This window comes from Streptococcus xiaochunlingii (genome assembly GCF_006385805.1).
Lineage (GTDB): Bacteria > Bacillota > Bacilli > Lactobacillales > Streptococcaceae > Streptococcus > Streptococcus xiaochunlingii.
Genome location: NZ_VFSG01000001.1, coordinates 1,078,171 through 1,102,423, shown reverse-complemented (window position 1 = coordinate 1,102,423; position 24,253 = coordinate 1,078,171). Strand labels below are relative to the sequence as shown.

The following is a 24,253-nucleotide window of genomic DNA, read 5'->3' as shown; positions in this document are numbered from 1 at the left end:
CCAAAAGAAATCAGAAGTTATTCTGGTTTCTTTTTTGATAGATAGTATTGTAAAAAATCTAAAAGCTCTTATCCATAATAATTGGATAAGAGCTTTCAATATTAAGTACTTAACTTTGTTTTTTCCACCCAGACACTGCGGACAAAGAAGATACTGATGAGAGCAAGGGCTAGGAAGATCCCTGCAACATAATAGTAGGGCTGGTCGAGAGTTGTAGAACGACCAGAGAGGTTAACAATGCCTCGGTAGAGGGCTCCAGCAGTTGCCGTGGCAAGAGCTGAGTTCCAAAGATTAAGAGTGATTCGAGAAAGGCCTTTTACCACTAGTTGCAGAGCTACGAGCAAGGACCCACCAATCAAAGGAATCAAGAAGAGGTAGTGCATGAAGGCAGAGGTTTCGCCAAAACTAAAGTGTTCGTAGATGCGACTTCCGACGAAAAAGAAAGCTGAAATCAGAGTGTACCAGAGAATGGTCTTTTTCAACCGTTGTTTGATAGGATTAGTAACCGATGTAGACAATGTCACTCACCGCCCTTTCTGAGATAGTACCATTTGTAGTTGGTTTGTTAATAACTTGGCCATTGAAGTAGAGGGTAGAAGATCCACCCCCGTCTAGGTTGTAGGCTGTTTTGACGCCATACGATTTCATCACTTCCGCTAATTGGTAGAGAGATAGGCCTTCACTCTCTGAAGTCCGGCCGTCCGAGACGACAATGATGTAGTGGTTTTCGTCGATGATCCCAATGGCAGTACGTGGATTAGACGCCATGGATTGTCCCACCTCTGAGTTAGTATCGACTGTAATTTCTCCATCTTCAACCAAGGAAGGTCCGAAGGCAAGGAGATTAACAACCCCGTCTTTGACCAACTGATCCGCAGAGATTTCATCTTCGTAGATAACCTTGAAGGAACCATCTTTATAAATCGCTAAGTCGCCATTGCTAGAGTCTTCGCGAACCGTATCACGGTAGACCACTCCGTTTCGGATGACATAGCCGGTGCTATTAGCTCCGTAGTAGTCTCCATTGACGGCTAGAATGGCATTGTTCTCAGTTGCAGTGACGGAAGTTTTAGCTGTCACGTTTGTCCCGTAGGTATTTTGAGCAAAAGCAGTTTTTAGATAGTCAGAAGAGCTAACCGTAATATCTGCAATGTAAACTTGAGTGTTTTCAACTGTTTTTTCTGTCAGGCTCACCTGGATATTGTCATCGGAGTAACTGGTATCTGTTGTAGTAGCAGAGGCTGCTGCCTCCTTAGCCGCCTTGGTATCAGTAGTCGTAGCTTTGACTGTTTGGATAGCATCGGATAAGACAAAGGTTTTGAGCATAGAATAGCTGAAGGAGCTTGTTAGCAGGATGCCGAAACAAGCAGCATAGGTATAAGATTTTTTAAAGAATTTCATGAGTAGGTGTAGTCCTTTCCTTGAAAATGATTTTTTTCTGAATCAACCATGAGACGACGAAGAGCAAGAGTCCGACGATCACTTTGCTGAGGAGCAAATGGAGACCAAAGCTTGCATAGAAGAGTCGAATCAAGAGGGTATCGAGAATAAAGAGTCCAATCGCAAGTCCCAAGTAACCACTTCCGGTTCGAGCCAGGCTGTCTTTGTTCTTAAAGACTAGCCGTTTGTTGGTCGAGTAGTTAAAGATGGAGCTGGCCACACGAGCGATCCCGTTTGCAAGGAGGATCCGAAGACTAATCGGCACAGCCATCATCACGAAAAGGAAGAAGGCATAGACCAGGTAGTCAACGATAAAGCTACTCAGGGAAGAGAGGGCAAACTTGAACATGTCCTTGTAGATCATGAGACCGTCGCGAATAGGACGGAAATGGGACCCTTCATTGTCATTGATATAGACTGTTTCAATCGGAACTTCCAAGATGGGAAAGGCCTTGCTAGCTGCGAGGAGCACATTCATTTCGTACTCATACCGTTGTCCCTCGATATCTAACATAAAGGGGATCATGTTGGTTGTAAAGGCTCGAAGGCCAGTCTGCGTATCTGTCACAGCGACCCCTGTTTGTTGCTTGAACAAGAAGCGGGTCAATTTATTTCCAAAAGCAGAACGCAAAGGAACCTTGCCTGAAAAGGCGCGTGCCCCTAGAACCAATTGGTTCGGATTTTCTTGCGATTGACTGGCTACGCGGAAGATATCCCAAACCTTATGTTGACCATCAGCATCAGCAGTGATGACTGTTCCGTATTGCCCTTGCTCTTGAATGTAAGTGTAGGCTATTTTGAGAGCCCCTCCTTTTCCAAGGTTGGTTTCGTGGTGAAGGACTGTAGCTAGCCCGTCTAATTTTTCAAAAATCGCTTGGCAGTCCTCAGAACTACCATCGTCCACAACGATAATGGAGAAGTCACATTTTTCTCTCAGTTTTTTTACCAGTTTGAGAAGTTTTTGATCGGGTTGATAAGCGGGGGTGACTAAATAATTCATAAGCGTTCCTCGTTTCTTGTTTGTGATGAAGGTAGTATAACGGCCCTTTCTTAAAGCTAACTGATATCAGTTTTCTTTAAGGAAAGGGAGAGATTTCCTTGTTGTAAAAAAGGAGAGAAAATAATAGAAGAAAAATAAAACTTTTCGAAAAGAATGTAGAGAAGGTATTTTCACTTGCCTTCTATCCCAAAGTCTGGTATAATAGTTTCTTGTGAGCAAACCTCACTTACCCCTTGCAAAGACTTGGGGTCATTAGACCAAAAGGAGGAACATATCAATGGCTAAATACGAAATTCTTTATATTATTCGTCCAAACATTGAAGAAGAAGCTAAAAACGCTTTGGTAGCACGCTTTGACTCTATCTTGACTGACAACGGTGCAACTGTTGTTGAATCAAAAGATTGGGAAAAACGTCGTCTTGCATACGAAATCCAAGATTTCCGTGAAGGACTTTACCACATCGTAAACGTTGAAGCGAACGACGATGCAGCTCTTAACGAGTTCGACCGTCTTTCAAAAATCAACGGTGACATTCTTCGTCACATGATCGTAAAAGTTGACGCGTAAGCCCTAACGAATAAAGAAGGTGACTAATGATTAACAATGTTGTACTTGTAGGTCGTATGACTCGAGATGCTGAACTTCGTTATACCCCTCAAAATCAGGCTGTTGCGACATTCTCACTCGCGGTTAACCGTAATTTTAAAAACCAAAATGGTGAACGAGATGCGGACTTTATCAACTGTGTGATTTGGCGTCAACAAGCTGAAAATTTAGCGAATTGGGCTAAAAAGGGTGCCTTAGTTGGGATTACAGGTCGTATCCAGACTCGTAATTATGAGAATCAGCAAGGTCAACGTGTTTATGTCACTGAAGTCGTAGCGGACAGCTTCCAATTGTTGGAAAGCCGCGCGAATCGTGAAGGACAAGCAGGTGGTGGTTATGCTTCAGCTGGAGGATTTGCAGGAAATGCAGCTCCAAGCTTTGGAGGATCTGAACCATCAAACGCAACACCAAACTTTGGACGTGATGACAATCCATTCGGAGCTAATCCAATGGACATCTCGGATGACGATCTACCATTCTAAGAATGGGTTTAACGAATTAAAACTATAAAGGAGAAATAAACATGGCTCAACAACGTCGTGGCGGATTCAAACGCCGTAAAAAAGTTGATTACATCGCAGCAAACAAAATTGAATATGTTGATTACAAAGATACTGAGCTTCTTAGCCGTTTCGTTTCAGAACGTGGGAAAATCCTTCCTCGTCGTGTAACTGGAACTTCAGCGAAGAACCAACGTAAAGTAACAACAGCTATCAAACGCGCTCGCGTAATGGCTTTGATGCCTTTCGTAAACGAAGATTAAAAAAGAGGTCCAGTGGACCTCTTTTTCATGAGCTTGAAAACAAGAGAGCGAGTAAGACCCTTACGGTTTTTTCAGGTCCGGGTGGCCCTCTTTGCCCTTTCCCAAGATCTAATTATGCTATAATGAGAGGAAAGGTATCAAGGAGCGCAACATGAAGGAATGCATAATCATCAGAAGCATGATGGAGTATGATATTGAAGGGATCTCTCAAGCCTTTATCCATCAAGGGTGGCCGGGTAGAGAGGATATCTTGGCCAGCTATTTTCAGGATCAGGAGAACGGAAAGAGAGACGTATTAGTAGCTGAGTCGGATGGATTTGTGGCAGGTTATATCACTATATTGCCTGCTGCCAAGCACGGCCCTTTCGTGGGAGTCTATCCTGAACTATCTGATTTTAATGTTTTTGAGCCATTTAGAAATCGAGGAATTGGGAATCAACTCTTAGAAGAGGCGGAAAAAAGAGTCCGGCTACTATCAGAGATTGTTACTTTAGGGGTTGGTTTACACTCGGGTTATGGTCCAGCTCAAAGACTGTATGTCAAACGGGACTATATCCCAGATGGATCTGGAGTTTGGTTTAGGGATCAGCCCTTGGCCCCTTACAGTTCTTGTGAAAACAATGATGACTTAGTCCTCTATTTTTCAAAAAGATTGAACAAGAACATGCAGTAAAACAAAAACGGATGAAAACTTCATCCGTTTATTTTTAGCGTCGTTGAGGTGCTGTATTGGCGCTCTTGATATTGTATTTTTTCTTCAAATAGTAGCGGAGGAGAAGAGCCCCACCACCGAGTAAGAGCATGAACCAGTTTGGTACACGCGGGTTGAGGAATTGTGGGAGTAAAGCAGTGACCATGAGAATCACAACCCAAAGGATCATCGCCAACATTAGGATAGGAAGTGACTTGGTTAAAGCAGGTCGTTTCATTCCACGTTTAGAAACTTCGTAGTATTGGTAGAAGTAGTAATACATCAAATAGAGCACAACCCCACCAGCCAAGCTACCAAGAGTCAATGTGAGGAGTCCATAAGTGGTTCCCTGAGGAGCAAATAAGTTCATGAAGGCTGAAATGGCAGCAAAGAGACCAAAGACGAGAAGGAAAGAATCTGTGATCATGAGATGAGGAGCATCATTCTCTTTTGGATGCTCTTTTTCGTAGCGTTCCTGATCACTAAAAGCATTGGCCCAAACAGTTGGCGCTCCAAAGAGAGTTCGCGCCGTTACTCCTTTTGGTTGGTTTTCAAAGATAGCTGGAAGAATTTCTTCAATCAGGCTAGTAGCCTCTTCTTCTGTTTTGCCGTTTTCAATCAATTGGTGTTTAGCGATGCGAACGAATTCTTGATTCTTTTTACTTAATTGGGTCAAATCAAATTGAGACATAAATACTCCTTAGTGTTATTAGTAGGTGTTAGAACCATTTTTTATGGATGAGGTAGACAACGAGCGATCCGGTCATGGCAAAGGCAATAAAGATAATGAGCCAGAAAGCATTAGGTTCTCCGTTGAGGGGGAGATCATTGTTTTTAAAGTTCATGCCATAGGCTGAGAAGATCATGGTTGGGATGGACATGACGATGGTCACCATGGCCAAAGTTTTCATGATATTGTTCTGGTTGTTGGAGATGATCGATGCGAAGGTATCGGTCATAGAGTGGAGAATGTTTCCATAAATATCCGCCATCTCAATGGCCTGTTGAGTCTCGATCAAGGTATCTTCCAACAGATCCTCGTCTTCCAGGTATTTCTTAATGTTGCTGGTGGCACTGGTCAATTTCTTGATTACGCGCTCATTGGTTTTCAGAGAGGCCTTAAAGTAGACGATGGTTTTTTCTAATTCCATCAGCTCAATCAGCTCTTCATTACGAGTTGATTTGTGCAGTTGACTTTCAATCTGTTCACTCTTACGATCCAGGGTACGAAGTGCGGTCAAGTAGAGCTCAGCATTGCGATAAAGGATCTGGAAGATGAAGCGGGATCGCATGAAGGTATAGAAATTCCGCAAGCGACGATTGATAAAGGTGTCTAGGAGAGGCAACTCTTCCAAGCAAGTGGTGATGATAGCCTCCTCTGTTAGGATAATTCCCAAAGGGATGGTGACATAGTAGGTCTGATTGTTCCGCTCTTCCTTGATGGGAACGTCTACGATGATCAAGGTATATTCATCTTCGATGGTCATACGGGACATTTCTTCCGCATCGAGCGGTGCCCGTAAGTCGGCAATATCGATGTTAAAAGCAGAGGCGATTTCCATCGATTCACTTTGGGAAGGATTGACAAGGTTGATCCAGCTACCGGGTTCCAGTGTCTCTATTTCTTTAAATTCAGTCGTTGTCGATAAAAAGACCTGTTTCATGGTGCCTCCCCTTGTTTTTTTACACCTTAACATTATAACAGAAAAAGCACGCTTTTGGATAAAAGAATGCTGAAAAATTTGATATAATGAAGGATAAATAAATTGATGAAAAGTGGAAGAAATGCTCGATAAAATTGTCATTCATGGAGCGCGTGCTCATAATTTAAAAAATATTGATGTTGAAATCCCTCGAGATAAGCTGGTCGTGGTCACTGGTCTATCAGGTTCTGGGAAATCGAGCTTAGCCTTTGACACTCTCTATGCGGAAGGACAAAGACGTTATGTAGAGAGTCTGTCAGCCTATGCTCGTCAGTTTTTAGGAAATATGGAAAAGCCCGATGTGGACTCGATTGATGGCTTAAGTCCAGCCATTTCCATTGACCAAAAAACAACCAGCAAAAATCCGCGGTCAACGGTTGGAACGACTACAGAAATCAACGATTACTTACGTCTTCTATATGCTCGTGTGGGGACTCCTTACTGTATCAATGGCCATGGGGCGATTACCGCTTCTTCGGTCGAGCAAATTGTAGACCAAGTTTTGGAACTTCCGGAGCGCCAACGCCTACAAATTCTAGCACCGATCGTTCGTAAGAAAAAAGGCCAGCATAAGAACATCATCGAAAAGGTGCAAAAAGACGGCTATGTCCGGGTGCGTGTGGATGGCGATATTTTTGATGTGACAGAGGTCCCAGAATTATCCAAAAGCCAGAAGCACACAATTGAGGTTGTTGTAGACCGGATTGTCATCAAAGATGGCATTCGTTCTCGTCTCTTTGATTCGGTCGAAGCGGCCCTTCGGATCGCGGATGGCTATGTGGTCGTCGATACCATGGATGAAAATGAACTACTTTTTTCAGAACACTACGCTTGCCCGGTTTGTGGCTTTACCGTCCCTGAGTTGGAACCTCGTCTCTTTTCATTTAATGCCCCCTTTGGCTCTTGTCCAGATTGTGATGGACTGGGGATCAAGCTAGAGGTGGACTTGGATTTGGTTGTTCCAGATGCTAGCAAGACTCTCCGTGAAGGAGCACTTGCACCCTGGAATCCAATCTCTTCTAACTACTATCCTCAGATGTTGGAGCAGGCAATGATCCAGTTTGGGATTGATATGGACAAGCCATTTGAAGACTTATCTCCAGAAGAGCGGCATTTGGTTTTCTATGGTTCTGAGGGCAAGGAATTCCATTTCCATTATGAGAATGAATTTGGTGGGGTTCGCGATATTGACATTCCTTTTGAAGGGGTCGTTACCAATATTAATCGCCGTTACCACGAAACGTCTAGTGACTTTACTCGCAATCAGATGTTGTCCTACATGAATGAATTGACTTGTGTCACCTGCCATGGTTATCGATTGAATGACCAGGCCTTGTCTGTCCGAGTAGGAGGAGAGAAGGGGCTACATATTGGGCAAATCTCTGACTTGTCCATTGAGGACCATCTTAAGGTGGTAGCTGATCTAAAATTAACCAAGAATGAGGAGACCATTGCGCGACCGATTCTAAAGGAAGTCAAGGATCGTTTGACCTTCTTGAACAATGTTGGCTTGAGCTATCTGACCCTGTCTCGCTCGGCCGGGACTCTATCTGGGGGAGAGAGTCAGCGGATTCGCTTGGCGACCCAGATTGGGTCCAACCTCTCAGGTGTCCTCTATATCCTGGATGAGCCTTCGATCGGTCTTCATCAGCGGGACAATGATCGCTTGATTGCTAGCCTCAAGAAGATGCGTGATTTGGGCAATACCTTGATCGTTGTCGAACACGATGAGGATACCATGAGAGAGGCTGATTACCTGATCGACGTCGGTCCAGGAGCCGGAGTCTTTGGAGGCGAGATTGTTGCGGCTGGAACACCTAAGCAGGTAGCCCGCAATAGCAAATCCATCACTGGTCAGTATCTTTCTGGCAAACGGGCTATCCCCGTACCAACGGAACGGCGGGTAGGCAACGGACGCTTTATCGAACTGACAGGGGCAGCTGAAAACAACTTAAAAGAGGTGACAGCACGCTTCCCACTGGGCAAGTTCATTGCTGTAACAGGTGTTTCTGGCTCAGGCAAGTCCACCTTGGTCAACAGTATTTTGAAAAAAACACTGGCCCAAAAATTGAATCGCAATTCAGAGAAACCAGGGAAATACAAGACTATTTCAGGAGTTGAGCACATTGATCGACTGATCGATATTGATCAAAGCCCGATTGGCCGCACTCCACGCTCCAATCCGGCTACCTATACAGGTGTATTTGACGACATTCGTGACCTCTTTGCCCAAACCAATGAAGCCAAGATTAGAGGCTATAAAAAAGGCCGCTTTAGTTTCAACGTCAAAGGAGGTCGGTGTGAGGCTTGTTCGGGAGATGGGATCATCAAGATTGAGATGCATTTCCTACCGGATGTCTATGTACCGTGTGAAGTCTGCCATGGGCGACGCTACAACAGTGAAACCCTAGAAGTTCACTATAAAGAAAAGAATATCTCCCAGATTTTGGACATGACCGTCAATGATGCGGTGGATTTCTTTAAACATATTCCAAAGATTAATCGCAAATTACAAACTATCAAGGATGTCGGTTTGGGCTATGTGACCCTGGGACAGCCGGCAACGACGCTTTCTGGTGGAGAAGCCCAGCGGATGAAGCTGGCTTCAGAACTTCATAAGCGCTCAACTGGTAAGTCCTTCTATATCTTGGATGAGCCGACAACAGGTCTACATACAGAGGATATCTCTCGTCTGCTCAAGGTCTTGGAACGCTTTGTAGATGATGGCAATACCGTTTTGGTCATTGAGCACAACTTGGATGTCATTAAGACAGCGGATCATATCATTGATTTGGGACCAGAAGGTGGTGTCGGTGGTGGTACCATTATTGCGACAGGAACACCAGAAGAAGTAGCCAGCAACCCAGCTAGCTTTACAGGACAGTATTTGAAAGGGAAATTACAATGAACCAACGAATTACAAATCTACGAACTAAAATGAAGGCACAGGATCTAAAAGCTGTCCTCATTAACAACTTGAAAAATGTCTACTATTTGACAGGTTTCTGGGGATCAAATGGGACTGTTTTGGTGACAGAAGAGCGCGTGGTCCTCTTCACCGATTCGCGCTATACCATTCATGCCCATGCGACTTGTTTCCCCTTTGTTGAGATTGTTGAAACCCGCAATGAATTGGAAGAAGCAGCAAAAATTGTCAAAGACGCAGCGATCCAAGAACTTGGCTTTGAGGATGAGATCACAGTTGCCTACCATACCCGTCTAGCGACCGCTTTCTCAGGAGTCGCTCTAAGAGCCTTGTCTGATTTTGTGATGGAGTTTCGTTTGATTAAAGATGAGACAGAAGTAGCAACGATCCGCAAGGCCTGCAGTATTTCAGATCAAGCCTTTCTAGATGTGCTGGAATTTATCAAGGTTGGCCAAACAACAGAGTTAGAAGCGGCGACCTTCCTAGATTTCAGAATGCGGGAATTGGGGGCTTCAGGTGTATCCTTTGATATCATCTCCGCTGCGGGAGAGCGCTCTGCTATGCCCCATGCGACTCCAAGTGATCGCATCATCTCTGCTGGGGATGCCTTGACCTTGGACTTTGGCTGTCTCTATAACCATTACGTCAGTGATATGACCCGGACCATTTATGCAGGTCATGTCAGCGACAAGGAAAGAGAAATTTACGAAACGGTCTTGAAAGCCAACCAAGCCCTTATTGCTGAAGCCAAGGATGGACTCGGTTTCCGTGATTTTGATAAAATTCCTCGAGATATTATTGAGGCTGTAGGATACGGTCAGTACTTTACTCATGGAATTGGCCACGGAATTGGCTTGGACATCCATGAAGAGCCTTATTTCAGTCAAACTTCCAAAGAAGTTATCAAGGCCGGCATGGTCTTGACAGATGAGCCAGGGATCTACATTGAAGGCCTATCTGGTGTCCGGATTGAAGATGATCTCCTGATTACGGAAACCGGTTGTGAAGTCTTGACCTTGGCACCAAAAGAATTGATTGTGATCTAAGGAAATTTGCAGAGACAGATTTGAGAAATCTGAGCATTTGTGATAAAATAAAGAGTAATATATTTTTAAAAAGAGGTATGAAAACATGATTGAAGCAAGTAAGTTGAAAGCTGGTATGACCTTTGAAACAGCTGATGGAAAATTGATCCGCGTTTTGGAAGCTAGCCACCACAAACCAGGTAAAGGAAACACGATCATGCGTATGAAATTGCGTGATGTTCGTACTGGTTCAACTTTTGATACAAGCTACCGTCCAGAAGAAAAATTTGAGCAAGCTATTATTGAAACTGTACCAGCTCAATACTTGTATAAAATGGATGACACAGCTTACTTCATGAATACTGAAACATACGACCAATATGAAATTCCTGTTGTCAATGTTGAGAACGAATTGCTTTACATCCTTGAAAACTCAGAAGTGAAAATTCAATTCTACGGAAGCGAAGTGATTGGGGTGACTGTTCCTACAACTGTTGAATTGACAGTTGCTGAAACTCAACCATCTATTAAAGGTGCTACAGTGACAGGTTCTGGTAAACCAGCTACAATGGAAACAGGTCTTGTGGTAAACGTTCCAGACTTCATCGAAGCAGGACAAAAATTGATTATCAATACAGCTGAAGGAACTTACGTTTCTCGTGCCTAATCAGCTCTAAAATAGGTCTGATAGAAAGGAACTTCTATGGCAACTGAACAATACGGTGAAATCGTCATTGCACCTCGTGTGCTAGAAAAAATTATTGCGATTGCGACTGCAAAAGTAGATGGTGTTCATTCTCTTGAAAATAAGAGTGTATCGGATAGCCTTTCAAAACGTGCTCTTGGACGTGGGGTTTACCTTCGTACACAAGAAGATGGTCAAATTTCTGTTGATATTTACCTCTATCTAGAGTATGGTGTAGCAGTCCCTAAAGTAGCGGTTGCGATCCAAAAGGCAGTAAAAACAGCTGTCTACAATATGGCAGATGTGACCTTGGATGATGTCAATATCCATGTGGTTGGAATCGTGACTGAAAAAGCAGCGAAACCTGATTTGAAAGATTTGTTTAATGAGGATTTCCTCAATGACTGATATTTTATTTGAATCACGTCGTGATCTACGGGAGCGTGCCTTTCAAACTCTAATGAGTTTAGAGTATGAAGGGGATGTTGTAGAAGCGTGTCGATTTGCTTTTACTCATGACAAAGAGGAGACTGACCAGGAAGTGGAAATTCCAGCTTTTCTACTCAATTTGGTATCTGGTGTTCGTCAATCAAAGGATGAATTGGATCAACAGATTGCCCAACACTTGAAAACTGGATGGACCGTCGAACGCTTGACTTTAGTGGAGAAAAACATTCTTCGTTTGGGTGTGTTTGAAATCACTTCCTTTGATACCCCTCAGTTGGTTGCAGTGAATGAAGCAATTGAATTAGCTAAAACATTTTCAGATGAAAAATCTGCTCGGTTTGTGAATGGTGTCTTAAGTCAATTCGTAACGGAAGCAGAATAAGATAGAAAAGAAACCACCTTTGAGGGTGGTTTCTTTTTGAGTATAGAGCTTCGCTTGATCATGATAAGGAAAAAGACTGGTACAAAAGTCCGGCCTCTCAATTGACTTTGGATTGTCTAACAAGACACAGTGGTTGAGTGGGCTCTACTGCGCTGATTTTATCAGCTTTTACAGCCCTACTCAACTGTGCGGAGGTGGGACGACGAAATCGAATTCTAACGAATTACCGATTTCTGTTCTACTCTCTTTTAAACACTTTTGCCGGGTAAAACACTAACAGGGAGAAAATAGCCTGTTGTTTTTACATCTTTTCCTTCGATTTTTTGAAGAAGAAGGTCGACCGTCAGGCGAGCAATCTCTTGTAAGGGTTGCTTGATGGTGGTGAGACGGGGGAAATAATTTTCAATAAAGTAGGTCCCGTCGTAGCCAATGATCTTCAGGTCCTCCGGAATAGCAATGCCGAGTTCGTCAGCGATTTTCATTACCAAAATAGCCGTTAGATCGTCAGACGCAAAGATAGCATCCGGTTTCTGCTGGGTCAAGATGGACTTGATTTCCATTTCTTTGCGAATAGGTGAATAATCACTGGAAACATTGATGATTTGTGCTTCTGGTAGGACGGAAGCAAAGCCAGCATGGCGAAGACCAGTTGGGGAATTCGAATTGTCATTCCCTGTAATCATGATAATCTTTTTTGCCCCAGTCTTGGCAAGGGTTTCTGCAGCAAGGACGCCCCCAGCGTAGTTATCTGAAGAGACGACTGGAATCTCAGGGGAGAGGTTCCGGTCAAAGGCGATGATAGGAGCTGTGACCCGGTTATAATCTTCAATCCCTAGATTATGACTACCAGAAATAATCCCATCCACTTGATTGGCTTCTAGCATTTCGATGTATTCACGTTCTTTTTCCGAATCATGCTCGCTATTACAAATAATGGTTTTATACCCATGTTTAAACAGTTCTTCTTCCAGTTTATCGATTAATTCTGCATAGAAGACATGGCTGATTTTTGGGAAGATTAAGCCGATTAACTTGGCTGATTTTCCTTGTAGGCTCCGAGCGATCGTATTCGGCTTGTAGCCCAATTCTCTCATGGCCTCTTTAACTTTTGAGACAGTTTTTTCAGATAAATAGCCCTTTTTGTTAATGACTCGTGAAACTGTCGTTGGGCTGACGCCAGCTAATTTGGCGACATCAGTGAGCTTTGCGACCATAGTCTAGTTCGTAGTATGTTCCAGTAGGTGTTCCGGATTTGATCAAGATACCAGTTTGATCAGCATGCGGGAAGACGCGACCAGAGAATACCTTTTCTCCTTTGTTGATAAAGATTTCAAAAATCGAGTTATCGATGAAAATTGTAGCAGTTGTAGCTTGGTTTTCAATCGGGCAAGTACGAGTAGTTCCAAACTCTTGGGCATACTGTTCGCCAGCTTGGCTACGGTCGACAATGACTTGACCATTTGCAATATCAAAGGTAATAGAAAGTCCTTTGCCTTCTTTATCGGCTAGGAGAACAATCTCACTTTTGCTATTGGCTTCAAAGGCTAATTCTAACTCGTAGCAATTATTGGTTGTTTCCTTGTTTGTAAATTCGTAAGAGGTGGAGCGAAGCTCTTTTACAGCTTCGACCGGATATTGATAAAGTTTACCATCCTGAATAGTTAGCTCTTTGACCAAAGAGAAGGCTCCTTGGTGGTCAAAGCGATCGGATGGGTAAGCGACATCTGGTAAACCTAACCAGCTAACCGTTAAGGCTCTTCCATCAGGAGTATTGAAGCCTTGAGTTGCATAGGCTTCGAAGCCGTAGTCCAAGTTGTGCAATTCAGATACGTCAACGAGACGAGCTTGTTCAGGATCAAAAGAAGCCCCAATCTTATACATATTTGGGTAGATATTGTCGTAGTCGAGGACTGCTTTGTCCAAACCTTGAGGGCAATAAAGAAGGATAGGTTGCTCGCCGACGAAGACCAAGTTAGGACACTCCATCATATAAGCTGTACGATCATTGTTGAAATCAAGATCGCCTACTTCAACCCAGTTGGTATAATCGTTATTCACCGCTTTGTAAAGGCGAACGAATCCTTTTTTCTCAAGGTCTTGACCACCGACGATGGCATAGTATTGATCTTTGAATTTAAAAATTTGTGGGTCGCGGAAATGATCGGTAGCATCCTCTGGTTGATCAATGAGGATTTGGTCGATTTTTTCGAGGTTTCCATCCTGGTCTAAGAGGGCTCCGATTTGGTAGGGATGACGGATCCAGTTCTCGTCTCGTACATTTCCTGTATAGAATAAGAAAAGTTTGTCATCGAATTGCATAGCCGAACCAGAATAGGCTCCATGGCTATCCAAAGGTGTGTCTGGTAAAACCTTAAGACCAGTTTCTTTAAAATGAACTAAATCATCACTTTCCAGTTGTACCCAAGACTTCAATCCGTGAGCGGCTCCAAAGGGAAAGTTCTGGTAAAAGAGAATCCATTTACCATTAAAATAGGAGAAACCATTCGGGTCATTTAAAAGGCCAGTTTTGGGTTCGACATGGTAATGAGTATGCCAAGGAGAATTAGCCATGTTTTCTTTTATTTGTTTCTTTTCTTCTTCGGTCCAGTCTTCATACTGTTTGTACCGAAGTTCTGTTGTCCATTCCATTTGACTCCTCCAAAATTTTTCTTACTTCCATAGTACCGATTTCTATAAAAAAAAGCAAGACTTTGACCAAAGAATTGAGAAAAAATGTCAAACGTTTATCATAAAATATCGGAGCGAAGGCTAGATGTAGTTTATGAAAACAAATGAAAGAATGAAAGTTTTTGAAAATCCAAAAACTGGATAATAGCTATAGCACATAGCGGAAGGGTGTTTAGCTAAATGAAAATAAAAAGAGCTTCTTTCAAACTATCAAAAATTGCAAATAAATGCCAAAAACTTTCTGCAAAACGGTTGACATATTCTTAATAAGTGGTACAATTAAATGCGTAGAGACGGGTGAACCGTTTTCAAAACAATAAAAAATAAGGAGATTTTTGCAAATGTCAAATACAGAAATTGCAAAAAAAGTCATCGATGCGATCGGTGGAGTTGAGAACGTTAGCAGTGTTGCTCACTGTGCGACTCGTCTTCGTGTGATGGTCAAAGATGAAGCAAAAGTCGACAAAAATGCTGTCGAAAATATTGAAAAAGTTCAAGGGGCTTTCTTTAACTCAGGTCAATACCAAATCATCTTTGGTACCGGTACTGTAAATAAGATTTATGATGAAGTAGTGGCTCTAGGTTTGCCAACTTCATCAAAAGATGAAATGAAAGCTGAAGCCGCTAAACAAGGAAATTGGTTCCAACGGGCTATCCGTACATTTGGTGATGTCTTTGTACCAATCATCCCAGTTATTGTCGCGACAGGTCTCTTCATGGGTGTCCGTGGACTCTTGAATGCCCTTGGTGTGACTCTTCCAGAAGATGTTACGACTTATACTCAAATTTTGACGGATACGGCCTTCATCATCTTGCCAGGTCTTGTCGTTTGGTCAACCTTCCGTGTCTTCGGTGGGAATCCAGCAGTTGGTATCGTTCTTGGTATGATGCTTGTGTCTGGTTCGCTTCCAAATGCCTGGGCGGTTGCATCCGGTGGTGAAGTGACTGCTATGAAATTCTTCGGCTTTATTCCAGTCGTAGGGTTGCAAGGATCTGTTCTTCCAGCCTTTATTATCGGGGTCCTTGGTGCGAAATTTGAGAAATCACTTCGAAAAGTTGTTCCAGATGTTCTTGATCTTTTGGTAACACCATTCGTAACCCTCTTTGTAATGTCTATTCTTGGACTCTTTGTTATTGGTCCAGTCTTTCACGTAGTTGAAACTTATATCTTAATTGGTACAAAAGCAATCCTTAGCTTACCATTAGGTCTTGGCGGATTGCTCATCGGTGGCGTTCACCAATTGATCGTCGTATCTGGTGTTCACCATATCTTTAACTTGCTTGAAGTGCAGTTGCTTGCTGCTGATCACGCAAATCCATTTAATGCTATTATCACAGCTGCCATGACTGCTCAAGGTGCTGCTACTGTAGCGGTTGGTGTGAAAACTAAAAATCCTAAATTGAAAGCTTTGGCTTTCCCGGCTGCTCTTTCTGCCTTCTTAGGTATTACTGAGCCTGCGATCTTCGGGGTGAACTTGCGTTTCCGTAAACCATTCTTCCTTTCATTAATCGCTGGTGCCATCGGTGGTGGATTGGCTTCACTTCTTGGTCTTGCTGGTACTGGTAATGGTATCACTATTATCCCAGGTACAATGCTTTACATTGGTAATGGTCAACTCTTCCAATACTTGCTTATGGTTGCAGTATCATTTGCACTTGGTTTTGCTCTTACTTACATGTTCGGTTTTGAAGATGAAGAACCTGCAACTGTAACTGAAAGTGCTACAACAGATCGTTTTGTTGAGGAAGCTGTGACTGGAACTGTTCCAGCATCTCTTCAAGATGAAACCATCATCTCTCCAATCGTTGGGCAAGCTGTTGCTTTAGAAAATGTGAATGACCCTGTATTCTCAAGCGGTGCTATGGGTCAAGGGATTGCAGTGAAGCCATCTGAAGGTGTCGTTTATGCTCCTGCAGATGCTGAAGTAACGATTGCTTTTGCAACTGGACATGCCTTCGGTTTGAAGACAGCGAATGGTGCTGAAATCTTGATCCACGTTGGGATCGACACTGTTTCAATGAATGGTGACGGTTTTGAGAAAAAAGTTGCTCAAGGTGACAAGGTCAAAGCTGGAGATGTTCTTGGAACATTTGATTCTGCTAAAATTGCAGCAGCTGGTCTTGATGATACAACAATGGTCATCGTCACAAACACAGCTGACTATGCTTCAGTAACTCCAGTAGCTACTGGTGCAGTTGCTAAAGGCGATGCGATTATTGAAGTAAAAGCATAATCTAAAATATGATTGCTCAAGGACTGGTTAGGGTATCCTCCAGTCCTTGAATTTTGTTTGGAGATGAGGTTTGGAATGAAAAAGTTGCTCACCTAATGTTGAAACATAAATAAGAGTAGTTTTTTCTTTAAGGAATAGAAGTGAACCGTTTTCCTTTATGATATAATAGAAAAAAAGAGAATTGAAGAAGAGGATTGATATGACTAAATTATATGGAAGTCTTGAAGCTGGTGGAACAAAGTTTGTTTGTGCTGTAGGTGACGAAAATAATAACGTCATTGAAAAGACACAGTTTCCAACAACAACTCCTATTGAAACCCTTGATAAATGTATTGAATTTTTCTCTAAATTTGAAACTCTTGCTGGTTTAGCGATTGGCTCATTTGGACCGATTGACATTGATAAAAATTCAAAAACATATGGTTTTATTACAACAACTCCCAAACCCCATTGGGCGAATGTTGATGTAGTAGGTGCTTTCCGTCGTGCATTAAATGTACCGATTTACTTTACAACGGACGTAAATAGCTCAGCATATGGTGAAGTTGTCGCTCGTAATAACGCGGGTGCACGGATTGAAAACTTAGTCTACTACACAATCGGTACAGGAATTGGTGCAGGTGTCATCCAGCGTGGTGAATTCATTGGTGGAGTAGGACATCCTGAGATGGGCCATTACTATGTTGCCAAACACCCAATGGATGTTGAAAAAGAATTTAACGGTGTGTGTCCATTCCACAGAGGCTGTTTAGAAGGTCTTGCGGCTGGTCCAAGCCTGGAAGCTCGTACTGGTATTCGTGGGGAAAATATCGAGCTCAATAGCTCTGTATGGGATATCCAAGCCTACTATATTGCTCAAGCTGCTGTTAATGCGACTGTAACCTTCCGCCCAGATGTGATTGTATTTGGTGGAGGAGTGATGGCACAACAGCACATGTTGGATCGCGTTCGTGAAAAATTCACAGTATTATTGAACGGCTACTTACCAGTTCCAGATGTTCGTGACTACATCGTGACTCCTGCGGTAGCTGGAAATGGTTCAGCAACCTTGGGTAACTTTGTCTTAGCAAAACAAGTCAGCAAAAAAGACTAATCAGGTAAGGCTGAAACAACAAAAAGCATGAAATGCTAGGGGAGGGAGTTCTTCGTCGGGAAGATGGATGAATGACCTTCTCTTTTTTAAGCAAGAGAGGAGAAAAGATGGAAAAAGCCATTATGAAGGATCCCTTCTTTTTGAGTCAAGTGTCTGAAGAAGCGACAAAAGAAGATTTGTATTTGGCGCAGGATTTACAAGATACCTTACGAGCTCACCAGGATTCCTGTGTTGGTATGGCGGCTAATATGATTGGGGTACGCAAGCGAGTGATCATTATCCAATTTGGTTTGATGCCCTTGGTTCTCTTTAACCCTGTTCTAGTCAAGAAAGAAGGAGTTTATGAGACAGAAGAGCGGTGCCTTTCTTTGGCAGGGAGCCGAAAAACGAGCCGCTTTGAAAAGATTCAAGTCTCCTACCGCGACATGAATTGGAAGCCTCAGCTCATAAGCTTAGAAGGTTTTGCGGCCCAAATTTGCCAGCATGAGCTAGATCACCTGGAAGGGATTTTGATCTAGGTCCAGTTGCTACTTGTTAAGGAATCGATCGAAGAGAAATTGTTGATGAATAAAGAATATTTGTTCTATGAACGGGTTAGACCATTTTTGGTGTCCCATCCCTATTATCTTTCTTTATTAAAGTGGGTCAACCGCCTTGTCACCCTGCTGATGCCACTCCTTTATTTTTATGTTCTTTGGGCAGCTTATCTGAAAGCTTCCGAGATTTGGGTTGTTCTTGGCTATCTGTTGGTTCCGGCGTCTGGCTTTATGTTACTGAGTGTCATTCGAAAAGCAATCAATTGGCCCCGTCCTTATGAGCTTGGCGCGTTTCCGCCTCTTTTAGAGAGAGAAGGCAAGGGGAGTTCCATGCCAAGTCGGCATGTCTTTTCGGCGGTAATCATTTCGACAGTAGCCTGGGGAGTGAATCCTCTTCTATCGAGCATAGGTCTCTTCTTGGCTCTGCTATTGGCAGGAGTTCGTGTTCTGGCAGGACTCCATTTTGTCCGTGATGTCGTAGTCGGATTTGTCGTTGCACTCCTATGGGGAATTGTCAGTTTTTCTCTATTAGGAATTTTCTGAGAGAGGCTGTATGAGAGAAGAAAGAAATGATTAAAAACTGCCTAAGTTTGTTAGGCAGTTTTTAATTATGTGAGTTTTGGTATTGGAATTTTTGGAAGAACCGTTCACGTTCTTCTATAATAGCTGGAGTTGGGTTTTTGAGGGAAGTTAACAAATCAACCAAGTCAGGTGTGACTTCTCGAATAAGCTCTCCCAGTGACCAAATGGCTGTTGCAATATGAATCTGGTTTTGCGAGGTTTCGATGATTTCTAACAGTTTAGGAATAGCAGACCGGTCATTAGCATTGGCCAAAGCAATGATAGCATTGCGCTGGAGAATATTCTTTCCCCGCCAACTACCAGCGACCATTCCAAATTTTTCCTTGAATTGTCCATTGGATAACTCGATAAAGGGGATTAATTCCGGGTGAGCTAGTTCAGGATCGATATCAGTGGCTAGCGGATTGTCCAGACCACGGTTGTAGGGACAGCAGATTTGACAGATATCACAACCGTAGATGACCGTTTTAATCTTTTTACGGAATTCCAGATCCATCATCCCCTTGTCTTGGGTCTGAAAGGACAGGCAACGTCGGGCATTCATAGAGCCATCTCCGATTAAACAAGAAGTCGGGCAGGCTTCTACACAGCGGTTACAATCTCCGCAACCATAGTCAACGGCTTGATCGGGTTCGATCTCTAGGTTGGTGATGAGTTCCCCTAAAAACATATAAGAACCGTATTCTTTTGAGATGACGAGGCCGTTCTTTCCGATAAAGCCAATCCCAGCTCGTTGAGCAACCGCGGTATCCACTAAGGCACCGGTATCCACCATGCCCTTGTATTCAAAGTCGGCGGTTAATTCTTCAATCCCTCGTGCTAGGCGGTCTAATTTATCCTGCAAGACATAGTGATAATCAAGGCCCCAGCTATTGGGGGTGAATTTTCCGCGTTTATAGGCCGTCTTCTGAGGTTGTTGCTTTAACTTGTGGGGATAGGCAACGGCAATGGAGATAATCGTCTTAGCAGAAGCCAAACTTAAACGTGGTTGGATTCGTTCTTCAATATTTTTGTGCTCAAAACCAGAATTTCGGCCTTCTTCCACGGCAAGGCGGAGGGATTTTTCTAAATAGGAAAAATCATCCGCAGTGGTAAAGCCAATTTTTGAAATACCAATGGAGTGAGCCAATTCAATAATGGATTCTTTGAGGTTCATATTCCTATTATAGCGAAAAGCCGGTAAAAATGCGAAAAACGTGCAAAAAATTTAAAAGGGGCTAAAGAGCTTGGCAGGGCTTTCAAAAACAAGTAGAATTTGGTATAATAAGGTATTGAATACAAGGATATATGGAGGCAGGTATGTCACAACCGCTATTTTTACAATCAGTTATGCAGGAAAAAATTTGGGGTGGAACTAGATTACGAGATGAGTTTGGCTATGAAATCCTGAGCGATCATGTTGGTGAATACTGGGCTATTTCGGCCCATCCACATGGTGTTTCTGTTGTTAAGAATGGATCTTATGCTGGAATGGGCTTAGACCAACTATATGCAGAGCATCGCGAATTGTTTGGGAATCGACCGGAACCGGTCTTTCCTTTGTTGACAAAGATTCTAGATGCTAATGACTGGCTTAGTGTTCAGGTTCACCCAGATGATGCCTATGGAATGGAGCATGAAGGAGAACTTGGGAAAACTGAATGCTGGTATATTATTGCCGCTGATGAAGGGGCAGAAATTATCTATGGTCACCACGCCCAGTCTAAGGAAGAATTGCGCCAAATGATCGAAGCCAAAGAATGGGATGATCTGTTAGCGCGGGTTCCTGTGAAAGCGGGAGATTTCTTCTATGTGCCAAGTGGAACCATGCATGCCATCGGTTCGGGTATTTTAATCTTGGAAACCCAGCAATCAAGCGACACGACGTATCGAGTTTACGACTTTGATCGCAAAGATGATCAAGGAAATTTACGTGAGTTGCACATTGAACAGTCCATTGATGTGCTGAACTTAGGGGCTCCAGCGAATAGCCGACCGGTTGAGGAAAAAGTCGATCACTTGTCGTCTACTTTGTTAGTGGCCAATGACTTCTTTGGGGTTCACAAGTGGGTAGTCAATGGGGAAGTTCGATTTGAAAAGACCCATGATTATAGCTTGTTGAGCGTTCTCTCAGGGCAAGGAAGCCTTCAGGTGGATGGGGTAGATTATCCGATTGGAAAAGGAGATCACTTTGTCTTAACGAGTGATGTTGAATCTTGGACTTTGGAAGGGCAAGATTTAGAATTGATCGTGAGTCATCCATAAAAAAGAAAGGGTTTGAGTTAAAAGCTGTGGACAACTCAACCCTTTTTTATCTGAAAACTATTTTTATGTTAAGTCTTGACTCTGACCTAAGGGGAGGGATTATACTATCTTTGTAAGGAGGAAATCATGTACCATATCAAAGAAGCTGCAGAGCTGTCAGGTGTCTCTGTCAAGACCTTGCACCACTATGACAAGATAGGACTTCTCGTCCCTGTGAAATCTGAAAATGGCTATCGGACATACAATCAAGAAGATTTAGAACGATTACAGGTGATTCTCTACTACAAGTATCTAGGGTTTTCCTTAGACCAAATAGCAGAACTCTTAGCCGAAGAAAAATCTAACTTATTGCCCCATTTGACCAAACAGTTGGACTATTTGACTCAAGAAAGGCAACGCCTGGATACCTTGATTTCCACCTTGCAAAAAACCATTCAGGAACAAAAAGGAGAAAGAAAAATGACCATTGAGGAAAAATTTACTGGATTTAGTTACCAAGATACTAAAAAATACCATCAAGAGGCGGTAGACAAGTACGGTCAAGAAGTCATGGACCAAGCGCTTGAACGCCAAAAAGGTCGAGAAGAGGAGGCGACAAGAGCCTTTAATCAAGTCTTCCAAGTCTTGGCGAAAAACTTCCAGGCTGGTTTGCCAGTAACAGCATCGGAAAATCAAGAAGAAGCAACCAAACTTTTAGATACGATTCGAACGTATGGATTTGACTGCTCTATAGAGGTTTTTGGCCATATCGGCAAAGGCTATGCCTATAATCCAGAATTCAAGGAAAACATCGACAAGTTTGGCGCTGGTACAGCCCAGTACACTTCGGATGTCATTGCCTTTTATGTCGAAAATCAAGCAAAATAAAAAAGTGAGAGTGGGACAGAAATCGGTAATTCGTTAGAATTCGATTTCGTCGTTCCACCTCCGCACAGTTGAGTAGGGCTGTAAAAGCTGATGAAATCAGCGTAGTAGAGCCCACTCAACCACTGCGTCTTGCTCGACAATCCAAAAATAATTGAGAGGCTAGGATTTTTGTCCCAGCCTCGTTTTTTGCTTGGATCAATTTGAAAAGAAGCTGGCAGATCTAAGAGAGCTCGAATGAATGAAGACAATGAAAACTTTATGAAAATTTCACAATTTAAGTTGACAGTCTTGAAAAAAAGGAGTAGAATAACCCCTGTTTTATGAAAAGAGGCAGGGAATTCCCGGCCTCATGATCTTTTTTCAAGGAGTTTTTTATGTTTTCAACATTGAAAAAATGGTTTATTGGCCGTCCGTTGAAATCTGGTGCAGAAGGTGAAGGAGGATTGCTAGGGAAAATGCAGGCCTTGGCCATGCTCTCTAGTGACGCACTTTCTTCTATTGCCTATGGTCCAGAACAAGTTATCCTGGTCTTGATGACCGTATCAGCAGGAGCCATTTGGTGGTCAATTCCAATTGGGATTGTGGTCCTGGTTCTCCTAGCCAGTTTAACGATTTCTTATCGTCAGGTCATTCATGCCTACCCTCAAGGGGGAGGAGCCTATATGGTGACTTCGGAGAACCTGTCTCCCAAAGCGGGGTTGATCGCTGGTGGAAGTCTTTTGGTTGACTATATGCTGACGGTAGCGGTATCTGTTTCTTCCGGTGCAGATGCCATCACGTCAGCGATTCCATCTCTTCATCCTTATAATCTTCACATTTCCATTTTGTTGGTCTTGATTTTGATGCTGATGAACCTTCGGGGGCTACGCGAATCAGCGACATCCTTGATGATTCCGGTCTATCTGTTTATTGTCAGTACCATTGCCTTAATCGGCTATGGCGTGATCCAAATTTTGACAGGGCATTTGGCCTATAACGCGACTGCGCATGTTGGCCAAACTATTTCAGGGGTTAGCATTATTCTCTTGTTGCGGGCCTTTACGAGTGGATCGGCTTCCCTAACAGGGGTTGAAGCCATCTCCAATTCGGTTCCCTTCTTTAAGAAACCAAAAGCAAAGAATGCTGCCTCTACTTTGACCATTATGGCTTTGATTTTGGGGATCATGTTTGCAGGGATTACCTTCCTTAATTACTGGGTGGGTGTTGTTCCGGCAAAAGGGGTAACAACTCTAGCCCAAATGGCCCAAGCCATCTTAGGGAATTCCCCAGTCGGTCAAGCCTTCTTTTACGTCTTTCAATTATCAACAGCCTTGATCCTGGCAGTAGCGGCGAATACTGGTTTCTCAGCCTTTCCAATGTTGGCCTTTAACATGGCTAAAAACAAATACATGCCACACATGTATATGGAAAAAGGAGATCGTCTGGGCTATTCCAATGGGATTTTGACCTTGGCGATTGGTGCCATCGTCTTGCTCTTGATCTTTGATGGACAAACAGAAAGCTTGATTCCGCTTTATACCATTGGGGTCTTCATTCCTTTTGCCCTTTCTCAAACAGGGATGGTCATTCATTGGAAACGCCAATATCAAAAAGGATTTCTCAAGTATTCGCTGGCTAATATCCTCGGGGCTGCTATCTGTTATGGGATTGTCTTGATCCTCTTGTTGTTCCGTCTGAGTGAGATTTGGCCTTTCTTCCCTATAATCGGTCTTTTACTTTGGATGTTCTTAAGTATTCGCAATCACTATGATAAAGTTGCGGCTCAATTGCGTTTGGGAAGGAAGATCGAAAAGACAAATTACGCGGGCAATACTGTCATTGTCCTTGTTGGGAATGTCACTCAGGTAAGTGTGGGAGCTATGAGTTATGCAAATAGCCTAGGAAACGATGTCATAGCCATGCACGTCTCAACGGAAGAAACCAAGGTCAAGGATGCAGAGGTAGCAAAAGAATTCAAACATTATTTCCCTCATATTCGCTTTGAAAATGTTATGACAAGTTACCGGGATATTATCCAACCAACAGTTGAATTTGTCTCAAAAGTAGCTGAGGAGGCCAAGGAAAAAGGGAACACCGTCACAGTCTTAGTTCCTCAATTCATCCCTAAAAAACATTGGCAAAATATTCTCCACAACCAAATGAGTTTGAAATTGAAGTATGCGCTTCGTTGGCATGAAGAAGTGGTTGTGGCAAGCTATTCTTACCATTTGTCTGAATAACTATCGCATAAAGAAGAGATGTCTACTATAGAGGTGATTCGGATTAAAAACAAAGTTTTAGTAGATGATTGAATAATTCTAACGAGTATAATTTTTATAGAATTTATTAGATTTGTATCAA

At 43.0% G+C, this 24,253-nt stretch carries 24 protein-coding genes; 16 read left to right on the top strand and 8 right to left on the bottom strand.

Going from position 1 to position 24,253, the window contains the following annotated elements; all coding sequences use genetic code 11:
• Nucleotides 1-101: 101 nt before the first annotated feature.
• The 3 genes from FJR71_RS05650 to FJR71_RS05640 are packed head-to-tail and all read right to left on the bottom strand — an operon-like array spanning nucleotide 102 to nucleotide 2,440.
• Nucleotides 102-518 carry a hypothetical protein gene (locus tag FJR71_RS05650; RefSeq protein WP_140814451.1) on the bottom strand — a complete coding sequence of 139 codons (417 nt, stop codon included), beginning with the start codon at nucleotides 516-518 and terminating at the stop codon, nucleotides 102-104.
• Nucleotides 499-1,401 carry a phosphodiester glycosidase family protein gene (locus tag FJR71_RS05645; RefSeq protein ID WP_140814288.1) on the bottom strand — a complete coding sequence of 301 codons (903 nt, stop codon included), beginning with the start codon at nucleotides 1,399-1,401 and terminating at the stop codon, nucleotides 499-501. Before FJR71_RS05645 ends, FJR71_RS05650 begins: the two co-directional genes overlap by 20 nt.
• Nucleotides 1,388-2,440, bottom strand: a complete 1,053-nt coding sequence (locus FJR71_RS05640) for a bifunctional glycosyltransferase family 2/GtrA family protein (RefSeq protein ID WP_140814287.1) — start codon at nucleotides 2,438-2,440, stop codon at nucleotides 1,388-1,390. Before FJR71_RS05640 ends, FJR71_RS05645 begins: the two co-directional genes overlap by 14 nt.
• 277 nt (nucleotides 2,441-2,717) lie before the next feature.
• Here FJR71_RS05640 and rpsF point away from each other — a divergent pair, with 277 nt between their 5' ends.
• The 4 genes from rpsF to FJR71_RS05620 all read left to right on the top strand — a co-directional run bounded on the left by rpsF (nucleotide 2,718) and on the right by FJR71_RS05620 (nucleotide 4,483).
• Complete coding sequence (gene rpsF, locus FJR71_RS05635) at nucleotides 2,718-3,008, top strand: 30S ribosomal protein S6 (RefSeq protein ID WP_006595679.1); 291 nt, start codon at nucleotides 2,718-2,720, stop codon at nucleotides 3,006-3,008.
• Between the two features lie 26 nt (nucleotides 3,009-3,034).
• The gene (locus FJR71_RS05630) at nucleotides 3,035-3,529 is read left to right on the top strand and encodes a single-stranded DNA-binding protein (protein WP_006595680.1); all 495 of its coding nucleotides are present in this window, start codon (nucleotides 3,035-3,037) and stop codon (nucleotides 3,527-3,529) included.
• A 41-nt stretch (nucleotides 3,530-3,570) separates the two neighbouring features.
• Entirely contained in the window at nucleotides 3,571-3,810 is a 240-nt protein-coding gene (gene rpsR, locus FJR71_RS05625; protein WP_000068664.1) for a 30S ribosomal protein S18, read from the top strand.
• Between the two features lie 151 nt (nucleotides 3,811-3,961).
• The gene (locus FJR71_RS05620) at nucleotides 3,962-4,483 is read left to right on the top strand and encodes a GNAT family N-acetyltransferase (protein ID WP_140814286.1); all 522 of its coding nucleotides are present in this window, start codon (nucleotides 3,962-3,964) and stop codon (nucleotides 4,481-4,483) included.
• Between the two features lie 34 nt (nucleotides 4,484-4,517).
• Here the strand turns inward: FJR71_RS05620 and FJR71_RS05615 are convergent, their stop codons facing one another.
• Together FJR71_RS05615 and FJR71_RS05610 are read right to left on the bottom strand one after the other, a co-directional pair.
• Nucleotides 4,518-5,192 (bottom strand): DUF1129 family protein, encoded by a 675-nt coding sequence (locus FJR71_RS05615; RefSeq protein WP_129270089.1) that lies wholly within the window; start codon nucleotides 5,190-5,192, stop codon nucleotides 4,518-4,520.
• A 28-nt stretch (nucleotides 5,193-5,220) separates the two neighbouring features.
• Nucleotides 5,221-6,165, bottom strand: coding sequence for a magnesium transporter CorA family protein (locus FJR71_RS05610; RefSeq protein WP_006597173.1), 945 nt, complete (start codon nucleotides 6,163-6,165; stop codon nucleotides 5,221-5,223).
• Between the two features lie 121 nt (nucleotides 6,166-6,286).
• Between FJR71_RS05610 and uvrA the strand changes: the two genes are divergently transcribed.
• The 5 genes from uvrA (at nucleotide 6,287) to nusB (ending at nucleotide 11,669) form a co-directional block, all read left to right on the top strand.
• On the top strand, nucleotides 6,287-9,112 hold the full coding sequence (gene uvrA / locus FJR71_RS05605; RefSeq protein ID WP_125329150.1) for an excinuclease ABC subunit UvrA: 2,826 nt from the start codon (nucleotides 6,287-6,289) through the stop codon (nucleotides 9,110-9,112).
• Complete coding sequence (locus tag FJR71_RS05600) at nucleotides 9,109-10,176, top strand: M24 family metallopeptidase (RefSeq protein ID WP_140814285.1); 1,068 nt, start codon at nucleotides 9,109-9,111, stop codon at nucleotides 10,174-10,176. The genes uvrA and FJR71_RS05600 overlap by 4 nt, the downstream gene beginning before the upstream one ends.
• A gap of 85 nt (nucleotides 10,177-10,261) precedes the next feature.
• Entirely contained in the window at nucleotides 10,262-10,822 is a 561-nt protein-coding gene (efp, locus tag FJR71_RS05595) for an elongation factor P (protein WP_006595686.1), read from the top strand.
• A 36-nt stretch (nucleotides 10,823-10,858) separates the two neighbouring features.
• On the top strand, nucleotides 10,859-11,248 hold the full coding sequence (locus tag FJR71_RS05590; protein ID WP_006595687.1) for an Asp23/Gls24 family envelope stress response protein: 390 nt from the start codon (nucleotides 10,859-10,861) through the stop codon (nucleotides 11,246-11,248).
• Nucleotides 11,241-11,669, top strand: a complete 429-nt coding sequence (nusB, locus tag FJR71_RS05585) for a transcription antitermination factor NusB (protein WP_172605104.1) — start codon at nucleotides 11,241-11,243, stop codon at nucleotides 11,667-11,669. The genes FJR71_RS05590 and nusB overlap by 8 nt, the downstream gene beginning before the upstream one ends.
• Before the next feature lie 248 nt (nucleotides 11,670-11,917).
• Here the strand turns inward: nusB and FJR71_RS05575 are convergent, their stop codons facing one another.
• Complete coding sequence (locus FJR71_RS05575) at nucleotides 11,918-12,883, bottom strand: LacI family DNA-binding transcriptional regulator (RefSeq protein WP_140814284.1); 966 nt, start codon at nucleotides 12,881-12,883, stop codon at nucleotides 11,918-11,920.
• Nucleotides 12,864-14,318, bottom strand: coding sequence for a sucrose-6-phosphate hydrolase (locus tag FJR71_RS05570; RefSeq protein WP_140814283.1), 1,455 nt, complete (start codon nucleotides 14,316-14,318; stop codon nucleotides 12,864-12,866). The genes FJR71_RS05575 and FJR71_RS05570 overlap by 20 nt, the downstream gene beginning before the upstream one ends.
• A gap of 380 nt (nucleotides 14,319-14,698) precedes the next feature.
• Here FJR71_RS05570 and FJR71_RS05565 point away from each other — a divergent pair, with 380 nt between their 5' ends.
• The 4 genes from FJR71_RS05565 to FJR71_RS05550 all read left to right on the top strand — a co-directional run bounded on the left by FJR71_RS05565 (nucleotide 14,699) and on the right by FJR71_RS05550 (nucleotide 18,763).
• Nucleotides 14,699-16,591 (top strand): sucrose-specific PTS transporter subunit IIBC, encoded by a 1,893-nt coding sequence (locus FJR71_RS05565; RefSeq protein ID WP_140814282.1) that lies wholly within the window; start codon nucleotides 14,699-14,701, stop codon nucleotides 16,589-16,591.
• Nucleotides 16,592-16,790: 199 nt separating this feature from the next.
• On the top strand, nucleotides 16,791-17,684 hold the full coding sequence (gene scrK / locus FJR71_RS05560) for a fructokinase ScrK (protein ID WP_140814281.1): 894 nt from the start codon (nucleotides 16,791-16,793) through the stop codon (nucleotides 17,682-17,684).
• Between the two features lie 107 nt (nucleotides 17,685-17,791).
• A complete protein-coding gene (locus tag FJR71_RS05555) occupies nucleotides 17,792-18,202 on the top strand; it encodes a peptide deformylase (protein ID WP_140814280.1) in 411 nt (136 codons plus the stop codon).
• Nucleotides 18,203-18,247: 45 nt separating this feature from the next.
• Complete coding sequence (locus tag FJR71_RS05550; RefSeq protein WP_140814279.1) at nucleotides 18,248-18,763, top strand: phosphatase PAP2 family protein; 516 nt, start codon at nucleotides 18,248-18,250, stop codon at nucleotides 18,761-18,763.
• Nucleotides 18,764-18,824: 61 nt separating this feature from the next.
• Here the strand turns inward: FJR71_RS05550 and queG are convergent, their stop codons facing one another.
• On the bottom strand, nucleotides 18,825-19,958 hold the full coding sequence (gene queG, locus FJR71_RS05545) for a tRNA epoxyqueuosine(34) reductase QueG (protein WP_048789804.1): 1,134 nt from the start codon (nucleotides 19,956-19,958) through the stop codon (nucleotides 18,825-18,827).
• A 143-nt stretch (nucleotides 19,959-20,101) separates the two neighbouring features.
• Here queG and manA point away from each other — a divergent pair, with 143 nt between their 5' ends.
• The 3 genes from manA (at nucleotide 20,102) to FJR71_RS05525 (ending at nucleotide 24,132) form a co-directional block, all read left to right on the top strand.
• On the top strand, nucleotides 20,102-21,046 hold the full coding sequence (gene manA / locus FJR71_RS05540; protein WP_140814278.1) for a mannose-6-phosphate isomerase, class I: 945 nt from the start codon (nucleotides 20,102-20,104) through the stop codon (nucleotides 21,044-21,046).
• 126 nt (nucleotides 21,047-21,172) lie between these two features.
• Nucleotides 21,173-21,913, top strand: coding sequence for a MerR family transcriptional regulator (locus FJR71_RS05535; RefSeq protein WP_048691111.1), 741 nt, complete (start codon nucleotides 21,173-21,175; stop codon nucleotides 21,911-21,913).
• A 374-nt stretch (nucleotides 21,914-22,287) separates the two neighbouring features.
• Complete coding sequence (locus FJR71_RS05525) at nucleotides 22,288-24,132, top strand: APC family permease (protein WP_140814277.1); 1,845 nt, start codon at nucleotides 22,288-22,290, stop codon at nucleotides 24,130-24,132.
• The last annotated feature ends 121 nt before the right edge of the window (nucleotides 24,133-24,253 follow it).